The sequence below is a fragment of the Sphingobacterium sp. LRF_L2 genome (genome assembly GCF_965644235.1).
Taxonomy (GTDB): Bacteria; Bacteroidota; Bacteroidia; order Sphingobacteriales; family Sphingobacteriaceae; genus Sphingobacterium.
Genome location: NZ_CBFFRI010000006.1, coordinates 61,390 through 86,370, shown reverse-complemented (window position 1 = coordinate 86,370; position 24,981 = coordinate 61,390). Strand labels below are relative to the sequence as shown.

General features: G+C 42.4%; 11 protein-coding genes. All 11 read right to left on the bottom strand.

Features of this window, described 5'->3' with window-relative positions; all coding sequences use genetic code 11:
• Positions 1–134: 134 nt before the first annotated feature.
• Positions 135–1,679, bottom strand: coding sequence for a carbohydrate-binding domain-containing protein (locus ACSZOX_RS13260; protein WP_437920497.1), 1,545 nt, complete (start codon positions 1,677–1,679; stop codon positions 135–137).
• Positions 1,680–2,497: 818 nt separating this feature from the next.
• A complete protein-coding gene (locus ACSZOX_RS13255; RefSeq protein WP_437920496.1) occupies positions 2,498–3,847 on the bottom strand; it encodes a glycoside hydrolase family 88/105 protein in 1,350 nt (449 codons plus the stop codon).
• Positions 3,848–4,116: 269 nt separating this feature from the next.
• A complete protein-coding gene (locus ACSZOX_RS13250; protein WP_437920495.1) occupies positions 4,117–5,952 on the bottom strand; it encodes a RagB/SusD family nutrient uptake outer membrane protein in 1,836 nt (611 codons plus the stop codon).
• Between the two features lie 10 nt (positions 5,953–5,962).
• Positions 5,963–9,139, bottom strand: coding sequence for a SusC/RagA family TonB-linked outer membrane protein (locus tag ACSZOX_RS13245; protein WP_437920494.1), 3,177 nt, complete (start codon positions 9,137–9,139; stop codon positions 5,963–5,965).
• A gap of 12 nt (positions 9,140–9,151) precedes the next feature.
• Entirely contained in the window at positions 9,152–10,609 is a 1,458-nt protein-coding gene (locus ACSZOX_RS13240; RefSeq protein WP_437920493.1) for a fasciclin domain-containing protein, read from the bottom strand.
• 17 nt (positions 10,610–10,626) lie between these two features.
• Positions 10,627–12,438 carry a fasciclin domain-containing protein gene (locus ACSZOX_RS13235; RefSeq protein WP_437920492.1) on the bottom strand — a complete coding sequence of 604 codons (1,812 nt, stop codon included), beginning with the start codon at positions 12,436–12,438 and terminating at the stop codon, positions 10,627–10,629.
• A gap of 7 nt (positions 12,439–12,445) precedes the next feature.
• Positions 12,446–13,912, bottom strand: coding sequence for a RagB/SusD family nutrient uptake outer membrane protein (locus ACSZOX_RS13230; RefSeq protein WP_437920490.1), 1,467 nt, complete (start codon positions 13,910–13,912; stop codon positions 12,446–12,448).
• A 10-nt stretch (positions 13,913–13,922) separates the two neighbouring features.
• Positions 13,923–17,195: a SusC/RagA family TonB-linked outer membrane protein gene (locus ACSZOX_RS13225; RefSeq protein WP_437920489.1), complete on the bottom strand. Its 3,273-nt coding sequence runs from the start codon at positions 17,193–17,195 to the stop codon at positions 13,923–13,925.
• Between the two features lie 22 nt (positions 17,196–17,217).
• On the bottom strand, positions 17,218–19,434 hold the full coding sequence (locus ACSZOX_RS13220; RefSeq protein WP_437920487.1) for a fasciclin domain-containing protein: 2,217 nt from the start codon (positions 19,432–19,434) through the stop codon (positions 17,218–17,220).
• A 43-nt stretch (positions 19,435–19,477) separates the two neighbouring features.
• Complete coding sequence (locus tag ACSZOX_RS13215; RefSeq protein ID WP_437920486.1) at positions 19,478–20,386, bottom strand: PorP/SprF family type IX secretion system membrane protein; 909 nt, start codon at positions 20,384–20,386, stop codon at positions 19,478–19,480.
• A gap of 28 nt (positions 20,387–20,414) precedes the next feature.
• Positions 20,415–24,950, bottom strand: a complete 4,536-nt coding sequence (locus tag ACSZOX_RS13210) for a gliding motility-associated C-terminal domain-containing protein (protein ID WP_437920485.1) — start codon at positions 24,948–24,950, stop codon at positions 20,415–20,417.
• Positions 24,951–24,981 lie beyond the last annotated feature (31 nt).

Here is a 24,981-nt window from a genome sequence, read left to right as displayed (position 1 = left end):
GCTTTATCCACTCAGGCAACTATAAAATCAATAAAAAGCCACCTCACTTTTCCATAACTTAGCGGATCTCCGATGAAAGAGCCTATAGTATTCGGAAAAAGCAGGTGGCGATTCTATCCAGTGTATAAAAAATCTTAGCGTCCTCCGCCCATGCCAGAGCTTCCGCCTAAATTAGAGACCAAAGAAGAAAGTGTAAAGGTCTTCGACACCGTTGGATCGACAAAAGATCCGCCAAGGTAAAGTCCATTAAAATTGGAAGCACTATTCACAGATGAAACAGAAACCAATTTGTAGCTACTTCCAACAACGAATTGCCCGCTGGAGACCACCAATGTACTAAAGCTCACCGGCGATTGAAAAGTCAGAATCTCTTTATTATCGCTATCTAAGATACTATAGATAGTGTTTGCATTCGCTCCAGCAAGAATCGCAGATGCTTGTGTCGATGCATTTGCCGTTGGTGTGCTGGTACTACCTCCCAAACCAATGGCCAACCCCCCCGTAATTTTAAACGTATTCTGATCGCAATCGAATCCCGCTTCAGGACTTTTGGCTCCAATTGCCAAAACGCGTCCTGCAGTTATTGTTAGCGTCCCGTTCGAATCAATACCATCATTTGTCGTACTATAGGCTACAATATTTCCGCCATTAATATAAATTGCCGTACCCGCATTAATCGCATCATCGATGGCTTTCACATAAATATTTCCGCCATTAATTGTAAGCGTACTTTTACTCTCGATACCTTCACCGCCTGTTCCTGTCGTTTCAATCGTGATATCTCCACCATTGATCGTCACAAATGGATCTATACTGCTATCGTCTTCTTCATAGGAAGCGACAATGCCATCATCTGCGACTTTAATGGTAAGTGATCCATCATTGATGATAATCCCACCTTCTTCAGCCTCTAGACCATCACTGTCCGCATTGATAACGAGTGTTCCACCATCCACAAATATTCCATCATTGGTATGTATACCATCTGACGCAGCCTTAGTCACTGTGATGGCTCCCTCTATAATACGCACATAGTCATCACTGACAATGCCGTGTTTATTATTTCCGGCTACTTGCAGGCTCCCCGTCCCCGAAAAGATAAGTTGCCCTTCACTAAAAAATGTGCCCTTCTGATCTTCTGTGGCATTTGCCGTATATGTCGTTCCATCGGTCAATGTATTTGTCGAGCCCTCCGCAAGCACCACAAAACCTCTTTTACCGGATTGTATATTAATAGCTGGACCGTCATTATTTGTGATATTGACGTTATTGAGCAGTAACTCATATTTCTTCTCACTATAGAGTTTGAATGTTCCATCTGTTGTGGTTCCTGCCAGTTCAAACAACACCCCCGTGGCCGTGGAATTTACCGTTACATCGGCGCCATTCGTCGTGACCGTTACCCCGGAAATACTGTTATCTACCGTGGCGCTGCCCGTAGCAAATGTAATTTTTACCACAGAAGGGAAAGAAGAATTCGCCAAAAGGTCATCTTCATCTGCCCCGTCTGCCGTATTGCCCTCTGCTGTACCGGCTGTCACTATCGATTGGATTGCGATAGCTTCTGCTGTTGTAATCGTTTCACCGCTTTCTTCTGTCTCTACGCTGTCGTCCTTTGAACAGGAAATCACGGACAAAATGGTGAAAAGGACTGGAAAAAAATATCTTCTTAACTTCATTACACTATATCTTAATCGGTTATTTTCCTCAAATTTAGCACAACACAATGTTAATCAACATCAAATTTTGTTAACATTATTTTAATTTTAAATTAACAAAAATAGTCAGCTTCTTCAAAAACCCCATTTTGTACATGTACATTAAGCCAATGTATATATACAAAATCATAAACTACATGGAGTTGGCAAAGAACTTCATGTACTTGTTAGAAAACTACATGGAGTTGTACGTAATGTACTTATACATTGAACCAGTGTACATGTACAAAATCATAAACTACATGGAGTTAGCGAAGAACTTCATGTACTTGTTAGAAAACTACATGGAGTTATACGTAATGTACTTATACATTGAGCCAGTGTACATGTACAAAATCATAAACTACATGGAGTTGGCAAAGAACTTCATGTAATTGTTAGAAAACTACATGGAGTTTTGCGCAATGTACTTATACATGGAGTCAGTGTACATATACATTGAGATGATCTCTCCTGCGTCCGAAGCAAAGTAGTCTGACATCGTTTCGATGTCAGACTACAGAAATACACTTTCAATGGCCTCTAGAGGCCATATATACGAAACCCTTAACCAGTATGCGGACATCCACGTAAAGTCTATGTACTAAGCTAACCAAAAGGCTGTAACTGTCTTTATGTATTTAACCTAGAAGAGAATGTCATATGACAACAGGATGCGAGCAGGGTAGATAAGCTCTTTGTAAGGATACATCGTCGTGTCGAATGTATCCTTTTTTAACCATATTACACCTTTGTCACTTTCGAAAGCCATTTAAATGCCTCAATCGAATCCAGCTTTTCTAAAACTGGACAGAGCTGTCGTTGATGACATACTTTTTATCAGCCAACAATTGATAGACTTCGGCCGCAGCGAGTAAGACAGGACCATACCCATGTGCCGCAAATTTATTCACAGGACGGTAATAGTAAAATGCGGGATCAAAACCCATTCCCGTCCCCACACATGTTCCTTCGACTTGTCCATCGACGTTAATTTTGGTATGTACAGCATTCCAAGCCTGGAGCACCATCGGTCCATATGCTTTTGGATCCAGCCAACCTGCATTAATACCACGCGCAATACAATACGCATATATTGCTGTCGCTGATGTTTCCAAATAAGAATCATTTTTATCTAAAAGCTGATGCCAGAAACCTGTTCCGTGTTGCAGCGGTGCAAGTCCTGCTACATGCTTCTTAAACTGATCAAGCAAAGCTTGACGAGCGGGATGCTCGCCCGGAAGTGCATTCAGTAATTCGACTTTCGTCAGCAGTGCCCATCCGTTTGCTCTTGCCCAGTGAAAAGCAGGATGAGGATCCATACCTTCCACCCAACCATGCCGATAAAGCCCTTTCTCGGGCACAAACATTTTCTCTGTAAACAACCAAAACTGTTTAATTGCTTCATCAAAATATTTCGCATCGCCGGTAAATTTCCCCATTTGCGCCAAGGCCGGCAAGCTCATGTAGAGATCATCCAACCAAAGCGTATTAGGCTGTGGTCTATTTCTGGCCAAAGTCCCATCCTTTAACCGAAACTCTTTATGGAGTATGTAATCGACATAATTGTCTGTAATTCCTTTAATATCCTTCTTGAGTACGCCGGACTGTTGTGCTTTGATCATCGCAGCACACATTGCTCCCGCATCATCCAATGCCATTGGATGAATGACTGAATGTACCGGAGAACGATAACCAGGGTGTTCCGCTTCCAACGCTCTAAATTTTGGTAGCACATCTGCAACAAACTCCAATCGTTTGTGAGTGTACTCGGAAAATTTATTGTCTTTCGTCACTTCGGAAGCGCGCAGCATCGCTCCATACGTCACTCCCCATTCATAACTGATCAAGCGAAAATCTCCCTTTTTGAAAACGGTAGCTGTATCTATTTTTTCCAAATCTGCGACGACCTCATTATTCGTTTTAGATTCCAAGGCCGCGGGTGTAACACGTTCCAGATACCCATAGACTTTATCCATATCTGCTTTAATGCTGTCCAACGTCGTTTCACCATAGCGGACAGGATATTCCGGTTTTAATAAATGTAACGGGGCATTCGCATCATTTGTCTCATTGGACTCCGCTGCAGGCTTAGGCTGACAACTGTAAAGGGCTAACAAAGCCAAGGATAAAATCGTGGTTCTCTTCATGTTTTATAAAAGTTATTCCCTCTTTGCATGACGCATGGTTAGGATTACTAATATAACAGCTCTAACACAAAAAACCGTTATGCGGTGTCATGACATCCTTTTCTAGCATAGATATGCGGGAGCAGATCGGTCTCCTATTAAAAGAAAGCGAGTCTCTTCCATATTGAAAAAATCAAATAACATAAAAAATTCCTATTCGAGTTTTGAATATATGCACAAAAAAAGAGGTGCCAAACGCTGCACCCCTTTCTCACTTGTATTTATTCAGGTTAAAAATTAAACGGCAAATACCAATTATTCATATCCATTAGCTTACTACGAACGGTTCCTGCTTTCGGGTTATTTGCTTTAAGCAACTTCTCATAAACCTTATCGGCCAAGAAAGAAGGATCATTACGACGACGGGCAATACGGGTTAGGTCCGACCAACGTTCGCCTTCAAAAGCAAGCTCCAAAGCCGCTTCTTCAATAATCTTATCTTCCAGTGCCTGCACATCCACATTAAAAGCGGACATTACACGACCATAGCCACTGGCGGTGCCGGTAGTATAGCTGATTCCATCAAACTCTAAAGCAGGCATCATCGCACGTCCACGCACCCCTACATTTCTATACCAATTGCCACGTACAATACTGGAGTTATCTTGTGCATCAAAATAATAAGGCGAAGAAGCTGAAAAATTTGTCCGATTCTCGCCAAATCCTTCGTGTGTAATTTGCGATTCTAATTCAAAATAACTTGCTGGAGCCATCGTACCTCCACTGGTAAACGCACCATAATAGAACGTCGTTTTGATTCCGTTATTCAATAAGGCGTAAGCTACCCGTCCCTGACCGTCGCGATTTGCAGCCTCAGAGAAACGTAAGTGTGCTCCTGCCGCACGAAAGATATTCCATTGGCCACTTTTGTTCAACAAACTCAAGGCCTCTGTGGAATTATCTGTTAACTTGGTAATAACAGGCTCTTCATCTAATCCGACCTGGTATGATAGTTTTCCCCGGGCATCCCAAGGCACACCGTTCGTTAACGTTTGTGCATCCCATAGATCCATTACTTTTTGAGAGGGTCTAATTTGATATTTCCCTGCTTTGGATGCCAACTCTACGAAAGGATTGTTCGGGGCAAAAGAATTGCTGTACGGAATAGACCAGTTCCATTCCGTAAACCAGTGGCGATTCGTGTTCGGTAAGGCGAATAAACTGCGCCAACCGGTGAGCACCGAATTGACCAAGGTACTTCCATCTTGACTTTTACTGAAAGACACTTGGATATTCGCATCTGCACTGTCATACCAGCCCACTCTATTATTATTAAAGCGGATAGAAACACTCGCATTGGCATCTTCTATACTCATTACTTTTTTATACCAATACGCGGCCTGGTAATAATTACCTTTCCATAAATACAGTTCGCCCAGTACATGCGGTTTACTGATATATATCTTGCGGGTAGAACGTTCATCTGTTGTAAATACCAAACTCGATTCCTCGGGATAAGCGTAAGCTTCCAAATAAGGCAAACCTTCGGTATCTGCAATCAGGGCGTCGATCAAAGCATCAAAAGATAGCTTAGGCACTTCGTTTAGAAATTTCAAGTCTCCAACATCATTTATGGCTTCTGTACTATAAGGTATCTGGCCGTAATGAATTCCAAGCTGCAGATACAGCCAGGCACGCAATACCGCAAGATCTGAATAACGCTGATTATATTCCTCTTTACTCATCTTACTCTCGTCTGCCATGATCTTGAAATTTTTCAAGGCATCGTTGCAGTTGAAAATAACCTTGTAGAATGCGGTAGGATCCGTATAGGGATTATCGGATGTCACCTCGTGATTCGATATCTGCTGTAAATAAGGATTCGCATTGGCGGTTACATCCATCAAATCTGCACGAAGCTCATTTAACAAAATATATTTATCGCCCAATGCCGCAAATTGGCCATAAATTCCCAAGACAACCGCGTCGGCATCTGCCACGGTATTATAGACTTGGCTCTGATCCAAGCGATCCTCCGGGAGTACATCCAACATCTTTTTACAAGAGGAAAAAGCCAGCGTGGCGGCAATCGCCAACGCTATACCATATTTATCTAGTTTTAACATACACTTCATTTTATAAACCAATACGAACACCTAATTGGAACGATTTGTACTGTGGTTCCAATGTCACATCAACGCCTTGATGGAATACATCGCTTGAGGATGCAAATTCTGGATCATAGCCCAGGTATTTACTCCAAGTGAATAAATTGTTCACTGTTCCGTAAACCCGTATATATTTTATGATCTGCTTATTCACGGGAAAATTATAGTCAACGGATACCTGGCGCAAGCGTAAGTAGGAACCGTCCTCAATCCAGCGATCAGAAAAACGTGCATTCCCCATAGGATCCCCATAAACAGCTTTTGGAATATCGGTTACCTGTCCTTCTGCACGCCAGCGGTTTTGCATCGCTTCTGTCTGGTTATAGAACGTACTGCCCGACTCCAATTGCGACCTTGTATAATTGTAGACCTCGTTTCCTAAACTAAAGGTGAATAGTGCTCCAAATTTCCAATTTTTATACGTTAGCGTATTCTGCCATCCGCCGAACAAATCCGGAACAGGACTTCCCAAAATAAAGCGATCGTTCTCGTCTATAATTCCATCAGCATTCTTATCCACAAATTTGGCGTCTCCCGCTTCAAAAGGGATCTTATTTCCAGCAACATCCAATATCCCTAAGCCCGCAGCTTCTGCTTCCGCCTGCGTGCTGTAAACACCTGCAAATTTATACCCATAAAAGGAATTGGCTGTAGACCCCACTTCTGTTATGTATGTGGCACCGGCGTATTCTGTAAATGTTGTTGCAGGGATAGAACGCATCCGATTTTTATAAACACCCAAATTCAGTCCCATATCCCATTTCACACGCGTGTCAATCAATCGCCCGTTAAGTCCGACATCAATCCCCGTATTACGCATAGAACCATTGTTGTCTAAATAGTATTCTACGCCTGCCAATGCATTTCCTTTATTGTACACCAACATGTCTTTTGTTGTATGCTGATAAACATCAAAAGTCAGGTTGAAGCGTTCGTGGAATAAGGATAAATCAATACCTGCGTTTATCTTTTCGACGGTCTCCCATTTTAGATAGGGATTCGCCAGCCCTTCACGTACTAAACCCTGAACACCCAAGAAATTCTGAGAAACGTAATTTTGACGGGCGGCATAGTTACCAATGTCATCGTTACCCACCAAGCCATAATTCAAACGTAACTTAAAGAGATTCACAACAGGACTAGCTTTTAGGAAATCTTCGTTAGAAAGGATCCAGGCTCCACCCACCGCAGGAAAAATACCGAAAGCTTTGCTTCCAAACTTCAAACTAGACTCGACCTTATCGCCAAACCTCGATGAACCGTCAATCCCCAAAGAAGCGGAGAACAAATATTTGCTCTTTAACGTAAGGTTAGACATCGCATACGTGGTTACGTTGCGCCAGGTCCCGATCTGTCCACCATACACACGTGTTGCTGCAGTAGAGTTTCCAATACTGACCAACTGATCTGTGGCTGAGTTATACCCCAATACATAATCCTGTTCTGCATCGTGCGTATGATACCGAAAACCCGCAATTGCCTGAATTTGACTCCCGTCACCTAAATCCTGGTTATAATTTAAACGGATATCATTTGAAATGGAAAAGTAACGTGCCACTTGCGCTCCAAGACGACTAAAAACCTCTGTGTTATTCACCGTATCCTTAGCTACCCCTTTCCGCGGAACAAAGAAATCCTCCTGAGCCTTATCATAAGTCACAGCTGTCAGATTCGTTGCACTGAACCTATCGTTAAATTTATAGTTGAAAACAAGGGATGCCAATAATCTATAAGCCTTCTTGTTATTGATACCATTATGGATAATCTGCAGAGGATTACTATAATCAAAATAATCAGCTTCAGCATAGACTGGGGAAATACTACCATCGATCCCTACTTCATTCGGGTGTAGGAAAGGAGCCTTCGTCAGCGCCAAGAATATAGGATTTGTTTTCGGCGACAATCCTTGGTCTTTAAGTCCCTGTTGTCCGTAGCCAAGCGAAATATTTGTTTGCGCAGTTAATTTTCTACCGATCTGCATATCGCCGTTAAAACGAGCCGTATAGCGCTCCGCTTTGGTATTATCAATTACGCCCTGTTCATTGTTATAACCTGCCGATAAGGCATATTTAGCGATATTATCCCCTCCGGTTACCTTCAGGTAGTAATTCTGGTCCCGACTTTGCTTAAATATCTCTTTTTGCCAATCGGTTTCATTATGGTATTTCGCGTATTCCGAAAAGCTTGCATTATCGTTATTAAAAGGCATATTGCCAATTTCTGCACCCGTATAACTTGTGGTTGCCAACACGTCATTTAAATAACTTCTATAACCGTAAGCCGACATTACCGGTAAAGATTTCGGCGCTAAATTGATACCTGCTGTGGCCTGAAAATCGATTTTGGTTGCCAATTCCTTTGCATGGTTTGTATTAATGACTACCACTCCATTCGCAGCTCGAGCCCCATAAATGGAAGTCGAAACCGCATCTTTTAATAAGGTGATATCTTGAATATCCCTTACATCGATCTGCTGCAAGGGGTTATTTTCATGACCTGTCGTAATCGATGGGCTTAGAAATTCGGCATTGTACACTACCCCATCAACAATATATAAGGGTTGATTATGGGTATACAAAGAGTTAAAATTACGCACTTGTACATTGGCTCCTACACCAGGTGTACCCGATTTTCTTGTCACCGAAACGCCAGCCAGTCGACCTTGAACGTAGCTGTCTAAGGTTTCAGAATTTTGCTCCCAAGCATTCAAATCCAGTTTTTCAACGGCTCCTGTTGTCTGAAGGATTCCATTTGCGCCAAAAATAGTGTTCGTTGTTTTGTATAAGGATTTATAGCTCGCAGGATAAATCACGACCTCCATGGGGCTGGATGTCAAAACCGGAACCTGCTTGGTCGTATAGCCATCCATAGAAACCTCCATAACAAGGGCATTTGCAGGAAGTTCAACTTCAAATTGCCCCTTCGCATCGGTAATCTTGGCAATTGTCTTACCGTAGGTCACACGTGCTCCTGTAACCGGTTGGCCCGTACGGCTATCTATAATTTTACCGCTGACCTTTACCTGCCCTTGAACGAGTTCCTTCGTTGGAGACGGCTTATCCGTCTGCGCAGAAAGTGTTCCCACTGTTGCTGTGGCGAGCAAAAGGAAGGTCCCTACTTGTCTTATCTTATTCTTTTTATTCATTAGTTGGTTTGGTTAGGGTAAAATGGGAACAAAACGTAAATACTCTAAAATAATAGCTCCGGTTCCATTGGACATGACCAAAAGCGGTAAACTGCCAAATTCATCTTGACTCACTTCACCGAGGTAAACTTCCTCATTATTTAAGGGTGCGACATTGAATGTCATCCGCGTATCGTTTACGTCCAAGTAATTCACAACCGGTCTTTTATATAAATCGGCTTCATTCACGGAAACAAGCGATGGATCAAAAAAGTGTACATACTGTGTGAAAGCTGTTGTCTGCGGATCGCCTGTCAGACCGGCAATAGCGCGACCATAAACTTTATAATGGATAACATTCGCATCTTTTGCCCTATACTTAGCGTAAAAAGCGGTTACCCCATGTCCATAAATCTCAAGATCATTATAAAGCTCTCCATTCAAATCTCGCTTATTACGGTAGAAAATGTAATCGCTCTTATCTGTCTGCTTATATCCGACAGGTTCAATGCCCAGCACTTTAATCTCCTTAATCTGGCTTGCCAATGTTGAGTTCACCTTCTTTACGCGAAATACACGCCCATTACTCACTTTCTGCGACGAAATAATAGCAGAGGGATCAACCTGAAAAGTGGTTCCAGTAACACTCAACAATTCAGCAGGCAACGTATTTTGATTGTATTCGCCATAAACGATGAAATCGCGGAGCAAGGCCTTATTCGTAAAAAAATTGGTTGTACTATCTGGACGTAATCCCCCCTCTTCATAACTTGTTTGGTAATAAGGGGCTAACTTATCATATTCTGACGCATAGAATTCATCATCTACGATGAAATAGGTAAATTTCATATCCTCACGTGTCATAAACTGACGTGCCTCTAGATTCCAAGATGGGGAAAAAAATGTCATTTCTTTGCCATCTACGATCTTCAATGTGTCAAAGGAGATGACAGCCTGTGCTTGTTGTGTACTATTGAACGCCGTCGTTAGATACTCATAGATATTTAAAAGCGGCTCTAAGGGTTTCGCTACCACATGATAAATACCATTTCCAGCTACCTGGTTGCTGAGCGTCGGTGCGACATCGTCAAAGGCCCCATCGATAAACTCCACATATTTACCGCGGAAATTTTGCGCACGAACAGTATCCGTGGTTTCATTTACACTGTATATCGAATTAATAATATGGTACCCTACAAAACTTCGCAGCACAGCTGTATCGGTAAAATTGTAATTGGCCTTTACCGCATCTATAGCACTATTTGTCGGAACAATTAATGTATAGTTTTTAGATGCTTTCAAGTCATCGGCATAGCCAGATTTCTCTAAAAGCTCGGCAAAAGCGGAAAATTGTGCATCGTCCTGCAAGACCTCATACAGATTTTTCTGGCCATCCACACTACCAATATGATCTGCCCATTTATCCGAGCAGGCTACTAGCCCTAAACAAAGGCTCGTACAAATAATTAAACTGTTTATAAATCTTTTCATGTTCTTTTTCTTCTTTCTTATTGCGGTCTATAAAACAGTTCGCCTGGATAGGGATGGAACCGCGGATAATTTTGCTCCACATCATCCGCTGGAATAAAGTGAATCATATCCAAATAAGTGTTGTTACTTGCATACGATCCTCCTACTGCTGTTAAGCGAATAATATGACGATCTGTGGTTCCCACTTCAATAGTACCCGCCAAGCGCCCAACGCTTACATCTGCATACGTTCCCGAAGTACCTTTCACACCGACGACACCATTTGCATTATAATCTGTAGAGGTTGCCATATAACGTTTGTATCCCTGCGCCAACATCAGATTATCCGCTGTAGCCAATCCCATATTCGCCGTTGTCACACCCGAAGCTGTCAGACTTTGATTAAAAAAGACGATGTTAGGCAATATCTGCTCATCGGATTTTCCAGGATTAAACGACACCTGCATTTGCGGCCCATTACTATTTTGGGCATAACAAATCCAGACTTTATAACGTCCTTTCACCAGATAAGGCGTTTTCAATTCAAAGTATTTAAGTCGATTGGACGCCGCTGCTGCTCCCACAGAAAGATCCAATAAATCGCCATTAGCATAAGGCCTTCTATTGGTTAATTCGCCATAATAACGGTATTTGTTGGTAGCAATGGTAATATAATCCAGTTTGTCAAAGCCAATCGAAGTCGCTATTGGAGCCCCATTGGCAACTAAATCCATTACGCCATTTACAGCACCATAAGCGGATCCCAAAGCTGCTTTCAATTCTGGGGAGGTTGCTACGTCGAAGTAAATTGGCATCTGTTGACGTACTTTAATAGCAAAGGTCTGTGCGCTTTCGTGTAATACGCCATTGGACGCCATCACATCACTTTTGACACGAATCAATTCCGCTCCCGGTTCGTACACGCCATTAAATTCGTCATCGTTTAACAAGATGCGTAAACCGCTTAGCTTTGTACTGATAATCTCCTTTGGTGCCAAGGTGTAGATTGTCGAGGCCGAAATAATGTCTTCCAAGAAAGAGCCATTATTACTCAGGTGATACGCAACAAATAACCAGAGACTATCTGCTGGATTTTTCGGATTCCCTGTTTGCGAATACTTCGCTTTCAAATCGTCAAAATTGTAGATTCCTGAATCTGCAAAAACGGCATTCGATTCCACAATGGCTGTTTGGAAACGTTTTTCTGCAGCCACGGTCGTTCCCCGCTCAAAATAAAGGGTATCGTAAAATCCAGTCGCTTTCAAGGCTTCTGCAAATATGGAATAGTCGGCATTGGCTTCAATTGTTTCTGCCAAACTAAGTGGCGGAGGTACCAACACATGATCAATCTCGTGGATCCAACCGTTTCCACATTCGATATTCGATTTCGTAATCAAAGCGCTTTTATTGACACGAAAAAGACCATTCACAACATCTGTATATAAATATTCGCCGAAGAGTGTTGGCGTTTTGATTTTACCATCTGTAAAGCGCACACTACTCAAGGTATCACGTACCACATGATACTTGACAAAATCTAACAATTGGGCGTCCGTAAAATCATTTAACGAACTTTTTCCTTCACTTTTTATCCAGGCATCTATACTGGCATTGTCTGGTGCAAACAACGTATATGTACCGTAAGCTCCTAGATACCCCGCGGTTTGCGAACGGTATAAAATTTCTGATAACGAAGAGTATTGTTCCGGATTATTATCTATATAACCCGTAATATTTACACCATCGTCTGTGGTTTGTTTAAATACCTCTTTCTTACATGCAACGAAACAACACAATGCCAACACACACCAACATGCATATCCTCCTATTGTTTTCCAAATCTTCTTCATAACATATTTAGTTTAAGTAAAATGGATTCTGTTTTAATAATGGGTCTGTATTGATCTCACTTTGTGGAATAGGCAAATAGTGACTATCAATTTGTCTAATTTTACTAATTGCAGCCTGCTGTACGGATACATCAGCCGTATTACCAACCAATTCGATCAACACGTCAATATTGGCATAGTTGTCTCGTTTTGCATAACGCAGCAGATCAAACCAGCGTTTACCTTCAAAGGCGAATTCCCGTGCGCGTTCGGCCAAGATAAAGCGACCTATCCCTCCAACATCATCAGGATCCAATCCAGGGTCTGTTGCCGCCAAGGCCTGACGTTGTGTTCTTAACTCTTCTAAAATGGCTAAAGCTTCTTCTCCCCTCCCCTGTTCATTGAGGGCATCAGCTTTGATGAGCATCACGTCCGAAATCCGATAAATTTGCGTGCTATAATAACTCGGATAGTCCGAACCATATCTAATAATGCTCCCTGCAGCCGTATACGTATCTGCTCTGGTATCGCGCAAACTGACATCCACTTCCATATTGGGCGTAAAAATCTGATCATTAATGAATGTCGTATTTGCCGCTAACGGAGGATTCAGATAGCGGACATACACCATTAAAATGTTCATTACTGACTCATCATGACTGATCTCAAAAATAGTCTCAGAAGAATTTCCTTGATAAATTAAAGTACTCGCTTGTCCAATTAAGGTATAACGCTCAGTCGATAGAATTTTATCCGCCTCAGCTTCCGCCAGTGCGTAATCCTCGTTCCACAAATACACATCAGCCAAAAGTGCCGTGACAGCAGGTTTTGTAACACGTCCTTTATTGATAGGTGCTTCCGTTAAACTTCCTTCTTCTGGTTCCTCATGGTAATCAGGCACCAAGCCTTGTGCTTGCTTTAGATCGGAAATGAGCTGCGTTATTGTTTCCTCCGGGGTTACCTGAGCCGTAGGGGTCAAGGCGTCACTATCTTTATAAGAGCCTTTCAGTTTTAATGGTATATCGCGAAACGTACGTACCAAATAAAAATAAAGCAAGCTGCGAACGGTCAAAGCCTCACCTAAATAGCTGTTATATTCAGCATCCGAGAATGTCGGATCTAAAGCCTTCGCATCTTTTGCAAAATCAATCAATAAATTACAGTCATTAATTGTGCTGTAAACCGCAGCCCAATCCGCTAATGTATTTGTACTTAAAATATTGACATTTTTAGCAAAACGATAATCGTCAGAAGCATATGTCGTAACATCCACCATATCGGCACGAATCTCTCCCCAGAGAAACATACGGGCCTCCACCGATCCGCTGTTCAAAGAAGAGTAAATACCGTACAAAGCAGCACGTACATCTTCTTTGGTTTGCCAATACTCATCTTTGGTAATACCGTCTTGTGGCTGCAAGTCCAACCATTTACTGCAAGAAGAGAAGCTCGCAGCAAAAACAATTAGCAATAAAATCACATGTATCTTTTTCATATTCATCTCTTTAAAATCTAGCGGTTATACCCAAAGTGACCGTTTTCAACGGAGGCGTCATGGAGTTATCAATCAAAGTCGTGTAGGGGCTGGTTATCTTCACAGCCACGTCAGGATCCTGACCAGTGTACCGCGTTAAGGTAAATAAGTTTTCCACCGTCACATAAGCGCCCAGCGCTCCCATTTTTGCACGTTTTAAAAAATTATTATCGAAGTCATAACGTAACGTTAAGGAACGCAAGCGTAAGAAAGACGCATCTTCTACATAGCGACTCGAACCCAAAGAATTATAACCGGTACCAAACAAAGCCCTTGGAATATCCGTTACGTCGCCTTCGTTACGCCAACGTCTTAACACCGCTGTACTTTGGTTGCTATAACCAATCATATTGGTGGTATTCATCTGCGTTCCGTTGATCAGGTCAGACCCTTGTCTGTAGTTGAAAAAGGTAATAAGTTTCCATTTTTGGTTGTAGCCTACTGAGAAACCGAAACCACCGGTCAACTTGGGGTTACTGTTTCCCAAATACACAATATCCTTCTCATTGATTACCCCGTCGTGGTTGATATCTTCATACATGGCATCACCAGGCTGGAATACATAATCTACTGTAGGATAGTTGAAGCGCATAAATACTTGGTCGCCGTCGGGACTAACGATATTATTCCCACGCGCGTCTTTGGCTACCGTCGCATCCTGGTCTTTATATACCCCTAAATAGCGAAAGCCGTAGAAAGAACCAAAAGGGTTATTCTCTTGGAAATAGGTAAAGAAAGTACCATTCGTTAATGAATTTTTCGCATTCTCTCTCGGATACAAAGGTGAAATTTCACGTATTACATTGGAGTTATGCGCAATATTAAAGTTGATATTGACATTCCATTTTTTATTACGGATAGGATAGTAACTCACGCTCGCTTCCCAACCGTCGTTGTCCATCGTGCCCACATTCATCGTCAGAGAATTGATACCATTGTAAGTTGCAACCTGAATATCATCCATCATCAAATCTGTTGTTCTTCTTTTGTAAATTTCACCACCAAATATCAAACGGTTATCAAACATTTCCACATCTAGCCCCAAGTTGCTTTGTGTCACGGTCTCCCATTTCAAGTTGGACAACTCCACATTTGTTGACCCCACACCATTTTCACCTAAGTAGGAATAGTCATAAGATTGATATAGGTTTATATAGGTGTAATCATTCTTGGGCGCATTACCACTGCGTCCCCAACTCGCCCGGAGTTTGATGTCATTAATCTCTTTGAATCGACGTAGAAATTTCTCTTGTCCCATGCGCCAAGCAGCAGAGACAGCTGGGAATACACCATAGCGGTTATCGGGACCAAATTTTGAACTTCCGTCCATCCGCACACTACCCGCAAAAATATAACGTTCTTTGAAGGTATAGTTTCCTTGCGCCATTACCCCTACCGATCGCGATTGCGTAGTCACCGATTTCGCTTCACCTGTTAAGACCCTTGAAGGAATACTAGGATCCTGTAAAAAGGAAGAAGCTGTATTCGTGGAGGTGATCCCCTGAATCGTGTATCTGCTCTCAAAGGTTTGTAACGACAAATTCGCCGTAAACAAATGTCCTTCTCCTAAACGTGGGTTATAAAGTAAATTTGTTTTCGTGTTGATAATAAATTGATCATAATCCGCATCTGATGCTGCGTTTACGCTATTATTTGTAAACAATAATCCCGTTGCCGCTTGTGGCAAAAATGTTTTCGTTTTATTGTTGTTGATATTTAAGGTAAGCCCTGTATTGAGTTCCAACACTTGTGGGATCAATTTGTAGCGCAAATTAAAGCGCGGATTTAGGAAATCTCCCAACTGTTTATTTACGGCATATTCTTGCATCGCAAGTGGGTTATAAGTACCACTGTAGTTTGCATTTTGACTAGAGAAGGTTACATAGGATCCCTGTGCTGAACTGACAGGTGTAAACAAATTTCCTGTTAGCTGACCGTATTCATCGTACTCCCATATAGCTTGATTAGGCATTTTTCGGTAGGCAACGTCGCGTACTTTAGAGTGATATAATCCATCAACCAAAGTATGTGTGTACGCCACATCCGACTGAAACAAGATACGTTCAGACACATTATAGTCTAAGTTCACACGGGCTGTCAAACGATCTGTCCCTGTACCAATAGTCGTTCCTTCCTGTCCAAAATAACCGATTGAAGCTAAATAACGAGCCTTCTCACCTCCTCCGCGAATCTGCACGTTATGGTCTTGAAAATACCCCAATTGTGTAATCGCATCTACCCAATTGCTATTGTTGCTATAGTTATAATAAGTAGCCGTATTGTTTGGATCATATTGGAATTGAGCCGCAGTAGATGTACTAGAGAAGACGCGTTCCGCATTGTAAAACGATTCCATCAACATGGTCGAATACTGATCCCCATTTAATAAAGGAATAGCACCTGGCTGTTTTGAGAAAGAGCCTTTAAAGGTATAAGTTAAGGAAGGCGGTCCTACGGATCCACGTTTGGTATTGATTACCAATACCCCGTTTGCCGCGCGGGAACCCCAAACAGCAGTGGCCTGTGCATCTTTCAGTACCGATATATCCTGAATATCAGAAGGTGCTATATTCAGCAACTGACCATACGCATTATCGTCTGAAGTCGCGAAATCGAAATCATCCGGAATCGTGATGTCATAAGGCATTCCATCCATAACCACAAGGGGATCGGATGCACCATTTAAGGATGAAGTACCACGGATCCGGATCTGCATCCCTGCACCAGGATCGCCCGATACAGTACTGATATCCACCCCTGCCAAACGTCCTTGTAAAGCCTGGTCAATAGAAGCGGATTGTAGTTCCTCCAGTTCTTTCATGTTGATCGAAACGATAGAGGAGGTATTCCGTACTTTGGATAAGCCCATGCCAGAACCATCATCAGCTACGCCTTTTGCACTGACAACGACTTCCTCAATACTGGCAGTAGTCGATTGTAAAGGAATATTAATCGTCGCACGGTTTGCTAAGCCCGAAGGCGCCGAACTCTTATAGCCGGTATAAGAGACCATAATCCTTAAGTTTGGTTGGGTCACACGTAAAACGTAATTACCGTTTACATCCGTCATCGTAGATGTAATGGTCCGGTTATCTTTGTCCATCAAAATAACAGTGGCACCGATAATCGCCTCTTTACTTTGCGAATCGGTAATCCTTCCTGTCAGCACATCACCTGTTTGCGCCTGTGTCACTTCTTGGCCCAACCCCAACAGCAAGCACACTATAGTTATTATTCTAAACATTTTTGTCATAATTAAGGTTGGTTTAGATTCCATTTTGCAAATAGCCATTTAGGGAGTGAATCAAAATACGTTGACCTAACTGGTTGCTTTTGGGGACATCAGCCGATACTGTTTGTCCGACATTATCGCTCACTTGCAATGCATTGGTTTGATTCAACGTAACAACGATACTTTGCAGATCCCCGGCAACATCGCGACAAAGCGTCTGAAATGTTCCTGTTTTCCTACCATCGATAGCAAAGGTGTTCCGCACAATATGGTATTGAATAAAACGCTTCACTTTATCCTGATCTAGTGTAGAAGTCGAATTCACTACAGATGGTAAGTCACCATTTGCTATAGCCTGATCAATAGCGTCATTATTTGGAATAAGCATGGTATAATTTAAGCCGACCTCAACCCCGCTGATCACACCATCAGAAGCCGACCAAAGACTCGTATTTACGAGGTAATTAAAGAATTTGTAATACGGTGAACTCGTACTTTCTGCGCCCAAAGCTTTGAGAAAATTTCCTACCGTCACTTCAGAAGACTGCAAAGCCCTGCTGCTATATACGGCGATACCATTCAGTGGGCCGGATAAAGACGTCCCTATATTCGTCGAATCAATCTTTACCAATTGTTCGCTAGACTCTGTCTTTGCCAATGTACCACTCGAAGAAAGTCTATTGTTGTTGTATTTGATATACTCCCCGGAATAACTTTCCAAAAGTCCTGTTCCACTTAGATCAGGAATAGATTCGCTACCCAACGGAATAATCTGATTTTGGATCAACTCCCGCATTTTAGGTGTCCCTGCCGCACCATTGTAACGGATAGGATCACTCGTGTTGTAGGTATCGTATTCAAAACCAATACGACTCAATTCTAGATCAGACACCATAACGAGCATATAGCGGAGTGTTGGAATTTTAAGGGTCAAGTTTAAACCAAAACGCTCCAAAGCTGTCTGCATGAGATTGTATTTGGGGTCTAACAACACATTCCCATAAACCGATTGAAATACATTCGCTGTTTGACAAGCATCAACGCCATAAAAGGCACCATTACTTAACAATTTGGCTTCTAGAATGTTCCCACGTGAGATTTTAGTCGTCTCGGCTAAACTATTTTGTTCACTCTCAAAACGAGATGGCCACAATTGCGTTTGGTAAAAATGAGCATTCAAAAATTCGGTCAAAATTGCGCTATTGTTATAGAACACATCTTTAATAGTTGTTCCTGAGGGGTAATATTTCAACAACACCCTTTTAGCAAAATCTTGTACAGCTTGATTATTGGGAACAGTCACAGAGAAACTATTGGTTTGCGCATCGTTGATATCCTCTTTCATGTAATTCTCATTATTTAGCGCCAAATTCAATAACGTATAACCTTTTACGAATACGCTATCGGTATTTCCTGTCAAGACATTGTAGCGATGCGTTACATCCGCATTGTAGGTATAAGTTGCAAAAAGGTCTACAATGTCTTTAAACGCACTATATTCCGTTTTTCCACGTAAATATTGATCGATACTCTCTGCCGGGAACAGAACCCTGTTCACCACATGGATGTAGCCATTCTCTGCTAAAATATTGCTCCGATCGGGATCAATCTCAGCCTCGCCAATGTTTAGTCCGGTATAAGTCGATTGTGGATAAAAGGTATTGTAATCTTCAGCACCTAGGCCACGTACTCCCATATAAGTATCAAAAAAGTACGTCAGGTGCTTATTGTTGTTATCCGATTCGATATAAGGACCATCAGCAGTTCTGTTGGTCGAGATAATCTTTCGTACTTTTCCGTTGGCCTGTGTTTCATCTTCTACGAAGTCGTAATAAACGGACCGACGTCGATAAGCATAACCTGTGATCCAACCCTGCTGTGAAAAGTAATCGTTCAGTTTCTCTAAGCGCTCGGCATCATAGGCCATTGACATCCTCACAATCTTCTCGGCTATTGTCTTGTTAATATCATTGATACTTCCAATGCCCTTTTCTTGCATAAATGTGGCGAAAGCAGCATCTGTTGGAGCAAAAACCGTCCAAAATCCAGCAGAACCCAATGTGTTCTTATACCCTGAAAGCTCGATACAATACAGGAAATTCTTAAAATCCCCCATAGAATCCAGTTGTTGATAAATTGGACTTGCGAGCCAATCGGGCCGACCATAATATGCATCAAACGCATCTTTGCGGCAGCTCCCTAAGCTTAAAAGAAGCAATAGACAACAAAGGGGTAACCTAAAAATATTCATATATAAATGATTTACTTTAATTTCTAATTTGCTCGTCAACTCCTTATAATAAATTGGGTTTCAACAGACGTGAAATATGGTAACTGATGGATATCTCGTGTGTACCATTCGCTGTTCCTCCCATACTCGTATTCGACAGCCCTGCCTGATAGCCATAGCCCACCTTCAGCTTGTTGTCTATTAAAAAAGAAGCGATAAACCCAAGATCTTTGCTTGTACCATAATTCAATCCGATACCAAATTTTCTATTGAAAAAAGCCATCGCAGAGAAGTTACCCAACACATCTCTATTCTCCATCCAAGCTAACCAAGCGTTTGTTTTGATATGAAATCCTTCATCTACAGCAAACAGGTAACCTGCCACTGCGGAATAGTTTTCACGGAAAACCTGTACCTGTTTAAAGTCTCCAGCGCCTAAGCGTGGCAACGTAGCGCCAATGTAGAGTTGTTCGGGACGGTAATACATAAAGGAAAGGTTTAAACTTCCGACCTTCTCATCGATATCATTTCGCAAAGCCTGATCAGGTTGTTCAAGACGTGCATAGCGCACATTGTACCAACGGACTCCCAGCCCCACAGTTGCTGCTAAATGATCATTTTCAGAGAGCTTTAAGTCATAACCATAAAATGCGTTGGCTTCCGTATAGCGTTCAGGCCCCACCTTATCGTACAAAAGGTTCGCGCCAAAAACCGAGCGTTCATTCTTCGTTTTAGCATGTCCTCCCAGAAGAATGGTCGTAGGAGCACCATCGATGCCTGTCCACTGTCTACGGCCCAATGTGTAGAACTTTGCCTGATCGGACGCGAATGTATATGCTTGATTGATCTGTTCTGGATGTTGTTGATACTGAAGATACGATCCCAATTGTTGCTGCGCCTGCGCATCAAAGAGGGAATTATTTAATATGAAGGCCAGCAGAAAAAAACGGCCGATATATCCTATGCTTTTCATCTTTTAAGTTTAAATTACTGTTGGTCACTTATTTTTTCAAGTAGAACCAACCGCTTTGGTTCTGATTTTTACCATCTTGGTTCCACTCCAGTTTAAAGAAGTAGGTTCCATCGTTCAATAGCCTTCTTGCTGCATCTCGACCATCAAAAACACGATCACTGTTGTTGTAATTTTCTATTTGAAATAGCAGTTGACCTTGTCTATTGAAAACACGGAATGTATTTTCTGGATATCGCTCAATTTCCTTGATAATTAAGATATCGTTATCGCCATCACCATTTGGCGTGATCACTTTTACCACATCCATAGACGGCAATGCTAATATTTCCAATTCTTGACGTACATCAGCTGCCGCTTCCCAAAGCTCATTTCCGGCTTGTTTTGCAACGATTGCTGCGCGACCTTCCTGCTGTACCAAAATCTCATTGTTTACGATAGAAGCCAAAGCTTGATCTTCCGATTGAAAAGTTATAGGAAGTTCTGCATTACTGCTTGCAATGGGTGCAAAAGCCTTGTCGCCAACAGTCAAAGTCGGCAAAGTTTCAAAATTTATCGTTTGAATACCTTTATCAACAACTAAAGTTGTACGCACTGGTTCTGCTTCAGCCCATACCACGTTGCCACTTTGTTTCGCAGTAATGTTTGCCGTTCCTACGCCTACAAATTTCAATTGCTGTCCTTCCACTTTAACAACCGCAGCATTATCACTGCTGTATTGCACCATTAATCCCGAAGTTGCTGTAGCCTGAGGTCTAAGTTGCTGCACATCATAGGTACTTTCGCTTAACGCGGGGAACGTAATTTCCTGTGCTTTCTTCTCTAATTCAACAAGCTCTACATTCGGTGCTTCTTGCGTTGCCATATCAGCGCCTAAATAGAAACTAGGATGTGGAGGCTGATTATAACCTGAATTTTGCCAAGCAATAGCGACACGATACATTGGATCGTGCATTAACGTATACAATTTATGATCCGTTGGAATCCCGGTAGAGAATAGCAATAATTGTTTGCTATCTGCCGTACGGAAAATCACTTCTTCGCGCCAATCGCCTAATAAATCGGCACTTAATCCAGGATTTGCCTTCGTGCTGTTATTAGAAACTACATTGTATGGACTGAAGTCTACAGCACGCTTTTGTGTATTCGTTGCATAATCCCATTTGTAAATCACAACATCGTCCAAAAGTTCACGCAGTAAATCACCGTCCCACCAGATACCAAAGTTCATTGATCCAGGATGGGAAGTAGAAACCTGCAATCCTGTCGCATTGTATAAACCACCTGCCGCACTCCACATCTCATACCCTTTGTAACGCGGATCGATGTCCGCCGCCATTGCACGACCAATATCCCGGCTTGCCGCAACCTTAACTATACTTTCATTTGTTTTTGCATCACGCAACAAAATCGCTGCGTCACCGTAAGTGCTTACCGATTCATGAGGTTGCCAAATCATTAAATTTTCGCGATTTGGATCCATTTTTGCCACATGCAGTGCATCACCATGACCGCGTTCAGTATTGGAATATTTCTTACCATTATCGTTAATGATGGATGCTCCATTGATAATTTCATCTTTACCATCGTTATCCACATCAGCAACTGACATCTGGTGGTTTCCGGCGTGCTCGTAAGATTCGTTACCTTTGGTATTGGTATCGAATACCCAACGCTGCGTCAATTTGCCATCCCGCCAATCCCAAGCAGCACGAACCATACGGGTATAATACCCTCTTCCAAACACCATGCTTGGACGCTGACCATCCAGATAAGCTACTGCTGCAACAAAGCGATCCACACGGTTACCATAACCATCTCCCCAGTCTGAAACTCGTCCTCTTTCCGGAACATAGTCTACGGAAGCCATTGCTCTTCCTGTCGCACCTTCAAAAACCGTCAAGTATTCTGGTCCTGTAAGAATAAAGCCACTATCTTCGCGGTAGTCTGCATTCGCATCACCAATAACGACACCCGCACCATCTACTGTACCGTCTGAAGTACGCATTGCAATTTCCGCCTTCCCGTCTCCATCAAAATCATACACCAAAAATTGTGTGTAATGTGCTCCTGCGCGGATATTAATACCCATGTCGATACGCCAAAGTTTAGTACCATCGAGCTTGTAGGCATCAAAATATACTTTACCACGTTGTCCAGCGCTATTATCACCACTTAAGGTAGGTTCCCATTTCACAATCACTTCATATTGTCCATCTCCATCCAAATCCCCCACACTAAGATCATTTGCTGTATGCGTGTAGGCTGTTCCATTTTTGGATACACCCGTAGGAGGCATTTGCAATGGAATCGACAAAAACCCTTGTGTCCATACTTCTGCAGCATACGACGATTCACCTTCTTCCTCTCCAACAACGGGAACAACAACATATTTACCATTTTCCGTGGTTACATCTTTGTAATTGGTTGAATTTGTAATAGGCTCTGCATTGAGTTTAATGCCGTCGCGATATACGTTAAATCCAAGATCCATGGACTCGTTTGCCAATAATCGCCAACTGACCAATACATAATCTGATCCCCCGCGTACTGCCACAATCCCTCTATCCAATGCCTCAATCTGCTTTGGAGTAGTCACGACCTCATCAGGTCCAGGTTCCTCTTCCTCTTCTTCTGGCTCAGTCATATCTACAGTCATGTGATAACGTTGAATGACCGGTGTAACCACCGCAGCAGAATTAGATTTCAAATACGAGACATACGTTTTTCCATCTTGAGAAAGATAGATTGACATCCGCGATGCCCCCGCATCCAGTCCATCAGCCGTTGCACTCGCATGCAACTGGGTCATGTCCGTAGCCGTCAATGCTGTTGTCACCTTTTCCTTTGGAAGATAAAAAACACGTGCTGTAGTATAGTTTTGTATATATGACAAGCCCACGTTTCCAACAGCGTCGACCCAAAGGCTTTCATCGGTTGCGGTATTGTGTGCCGCCACTTGAAAACTTGTCCATACCGGTGAAGCAATTGCACCATGTACTAAAAATGCACGACTATTACTTCCCGTATTCATAAAACTAAGAAGCATGATATCGTTCGAGATTACCATCGTTGGAAAACGAGCGTTCCCCGAAACCGGCGTGCCAAAAGTTTCCCATCCGGCACTTTCCGTATACTTTTTAACCTCGATTGCCGCTGCTGTTGCTGTAGCAGTAGCTAAAGGTAGATAAGATAAATAGAGGCTACCATTGCTATCAAAAGCTAACGAGAAACCAATAGTTCTTGAACTTGAAGCAGCAACTCCGCCCACCAATTCCCACGCGCCATTCACAAAACGTTTGACGTAAGGAAATCCTGTCCCACCTGATGCCGAAGGATTATCCGCATAGACTACATAAGGAACGTTTGCCGCATCAAAAGCAACTGCATGGTTTCTGTTGTCTCTCAACTGACTTACGGCAGCATAAGCCACATTTTGCGGACTTACGTAAAGATTCGCCTCATTTTTACCTAAAGGCTGCCAACTGTTACTTGTCTCGTCCCAATATTTCATAGCCAACTTACTGCTGTTGTTTCCATCCACATAAGTAACATAGAGCTTACTAGCCGCGTCTACCCATACTCTTGCTTGGGGAACAAAATTTCCGGTAGTAGCATTATAAGCAGAAACAACTCCGCCTACCTGTTCCCATACGCCCGTACTTGTCATTTTTTTGACAATCAAGCCATCACTATTTGTAAAAGATGCGTATGGAACAATATTCTGACCTTCTTTCCGGGTGGTAATATTCGGGTAAGTACTGACTAAATCAGAAACCTGTCCTTCCGCTCCTATCAACTCCCAAGTGTTCAACAAGGGATCCGCTATGATTTCCAGATCGAAGAGCGCTTGATAAACAATTTTCGCTGTTTCGGTAGCACCGATTTTATTGGTATGCAAAGCATCAGAAGGGAAATAACCATCTACGATAGTTTGCCCTAACTGATCATAAAGATCCGCAACTAAATTGTGTAAATCCAAGAATGTAACTGCTTCTTGTGTAGCAATTTGCTTTGCCCACAACGCGTATTCTTCCACATCACGTGCTATAAACTCCTCATTCCAATTGTTTTTTGGCACAGGCGAAACGACAACAGGCTTCACACCTTTTGCCTTTGCTTGCTGCACCATCTGCTGTAAGTACCAGCCGTAAGAACGTACAATTTCTGTACCTCCGGCTGTGTTTGTCACCGTCCGAGTATCGGTTCCTATGCCTTTTAAGCTGGATTTTCCATCCCCTGTAACAGATCCTACATCGTTGTGTCCGAATTGTAACAATAAGATATCTCCGGAATTTAAGCCTCCCAATACGGTGGCAAAATGATCCCTATAGAATGTACGACTGCTTGTACCTGCAATCGCCTCATTGTCAATTTCCAAATCGGTCGTTTCATATAGTTCTTTTAGTGCCGATCCCCAACCCCACAAACCATTTTCTCTTGTTTCTTGCCCACTCTGAACTGTTGAATCTCCAATTAGAACAATACGATTCTTGTTCAACGCTACAAAGGCAAAACTTGCAACGGCGATACATAAAATTATTCCTGACCAAAGAAATCGTTTCATAAATATGTGTTTATCTTCAAAATTTAGTGTT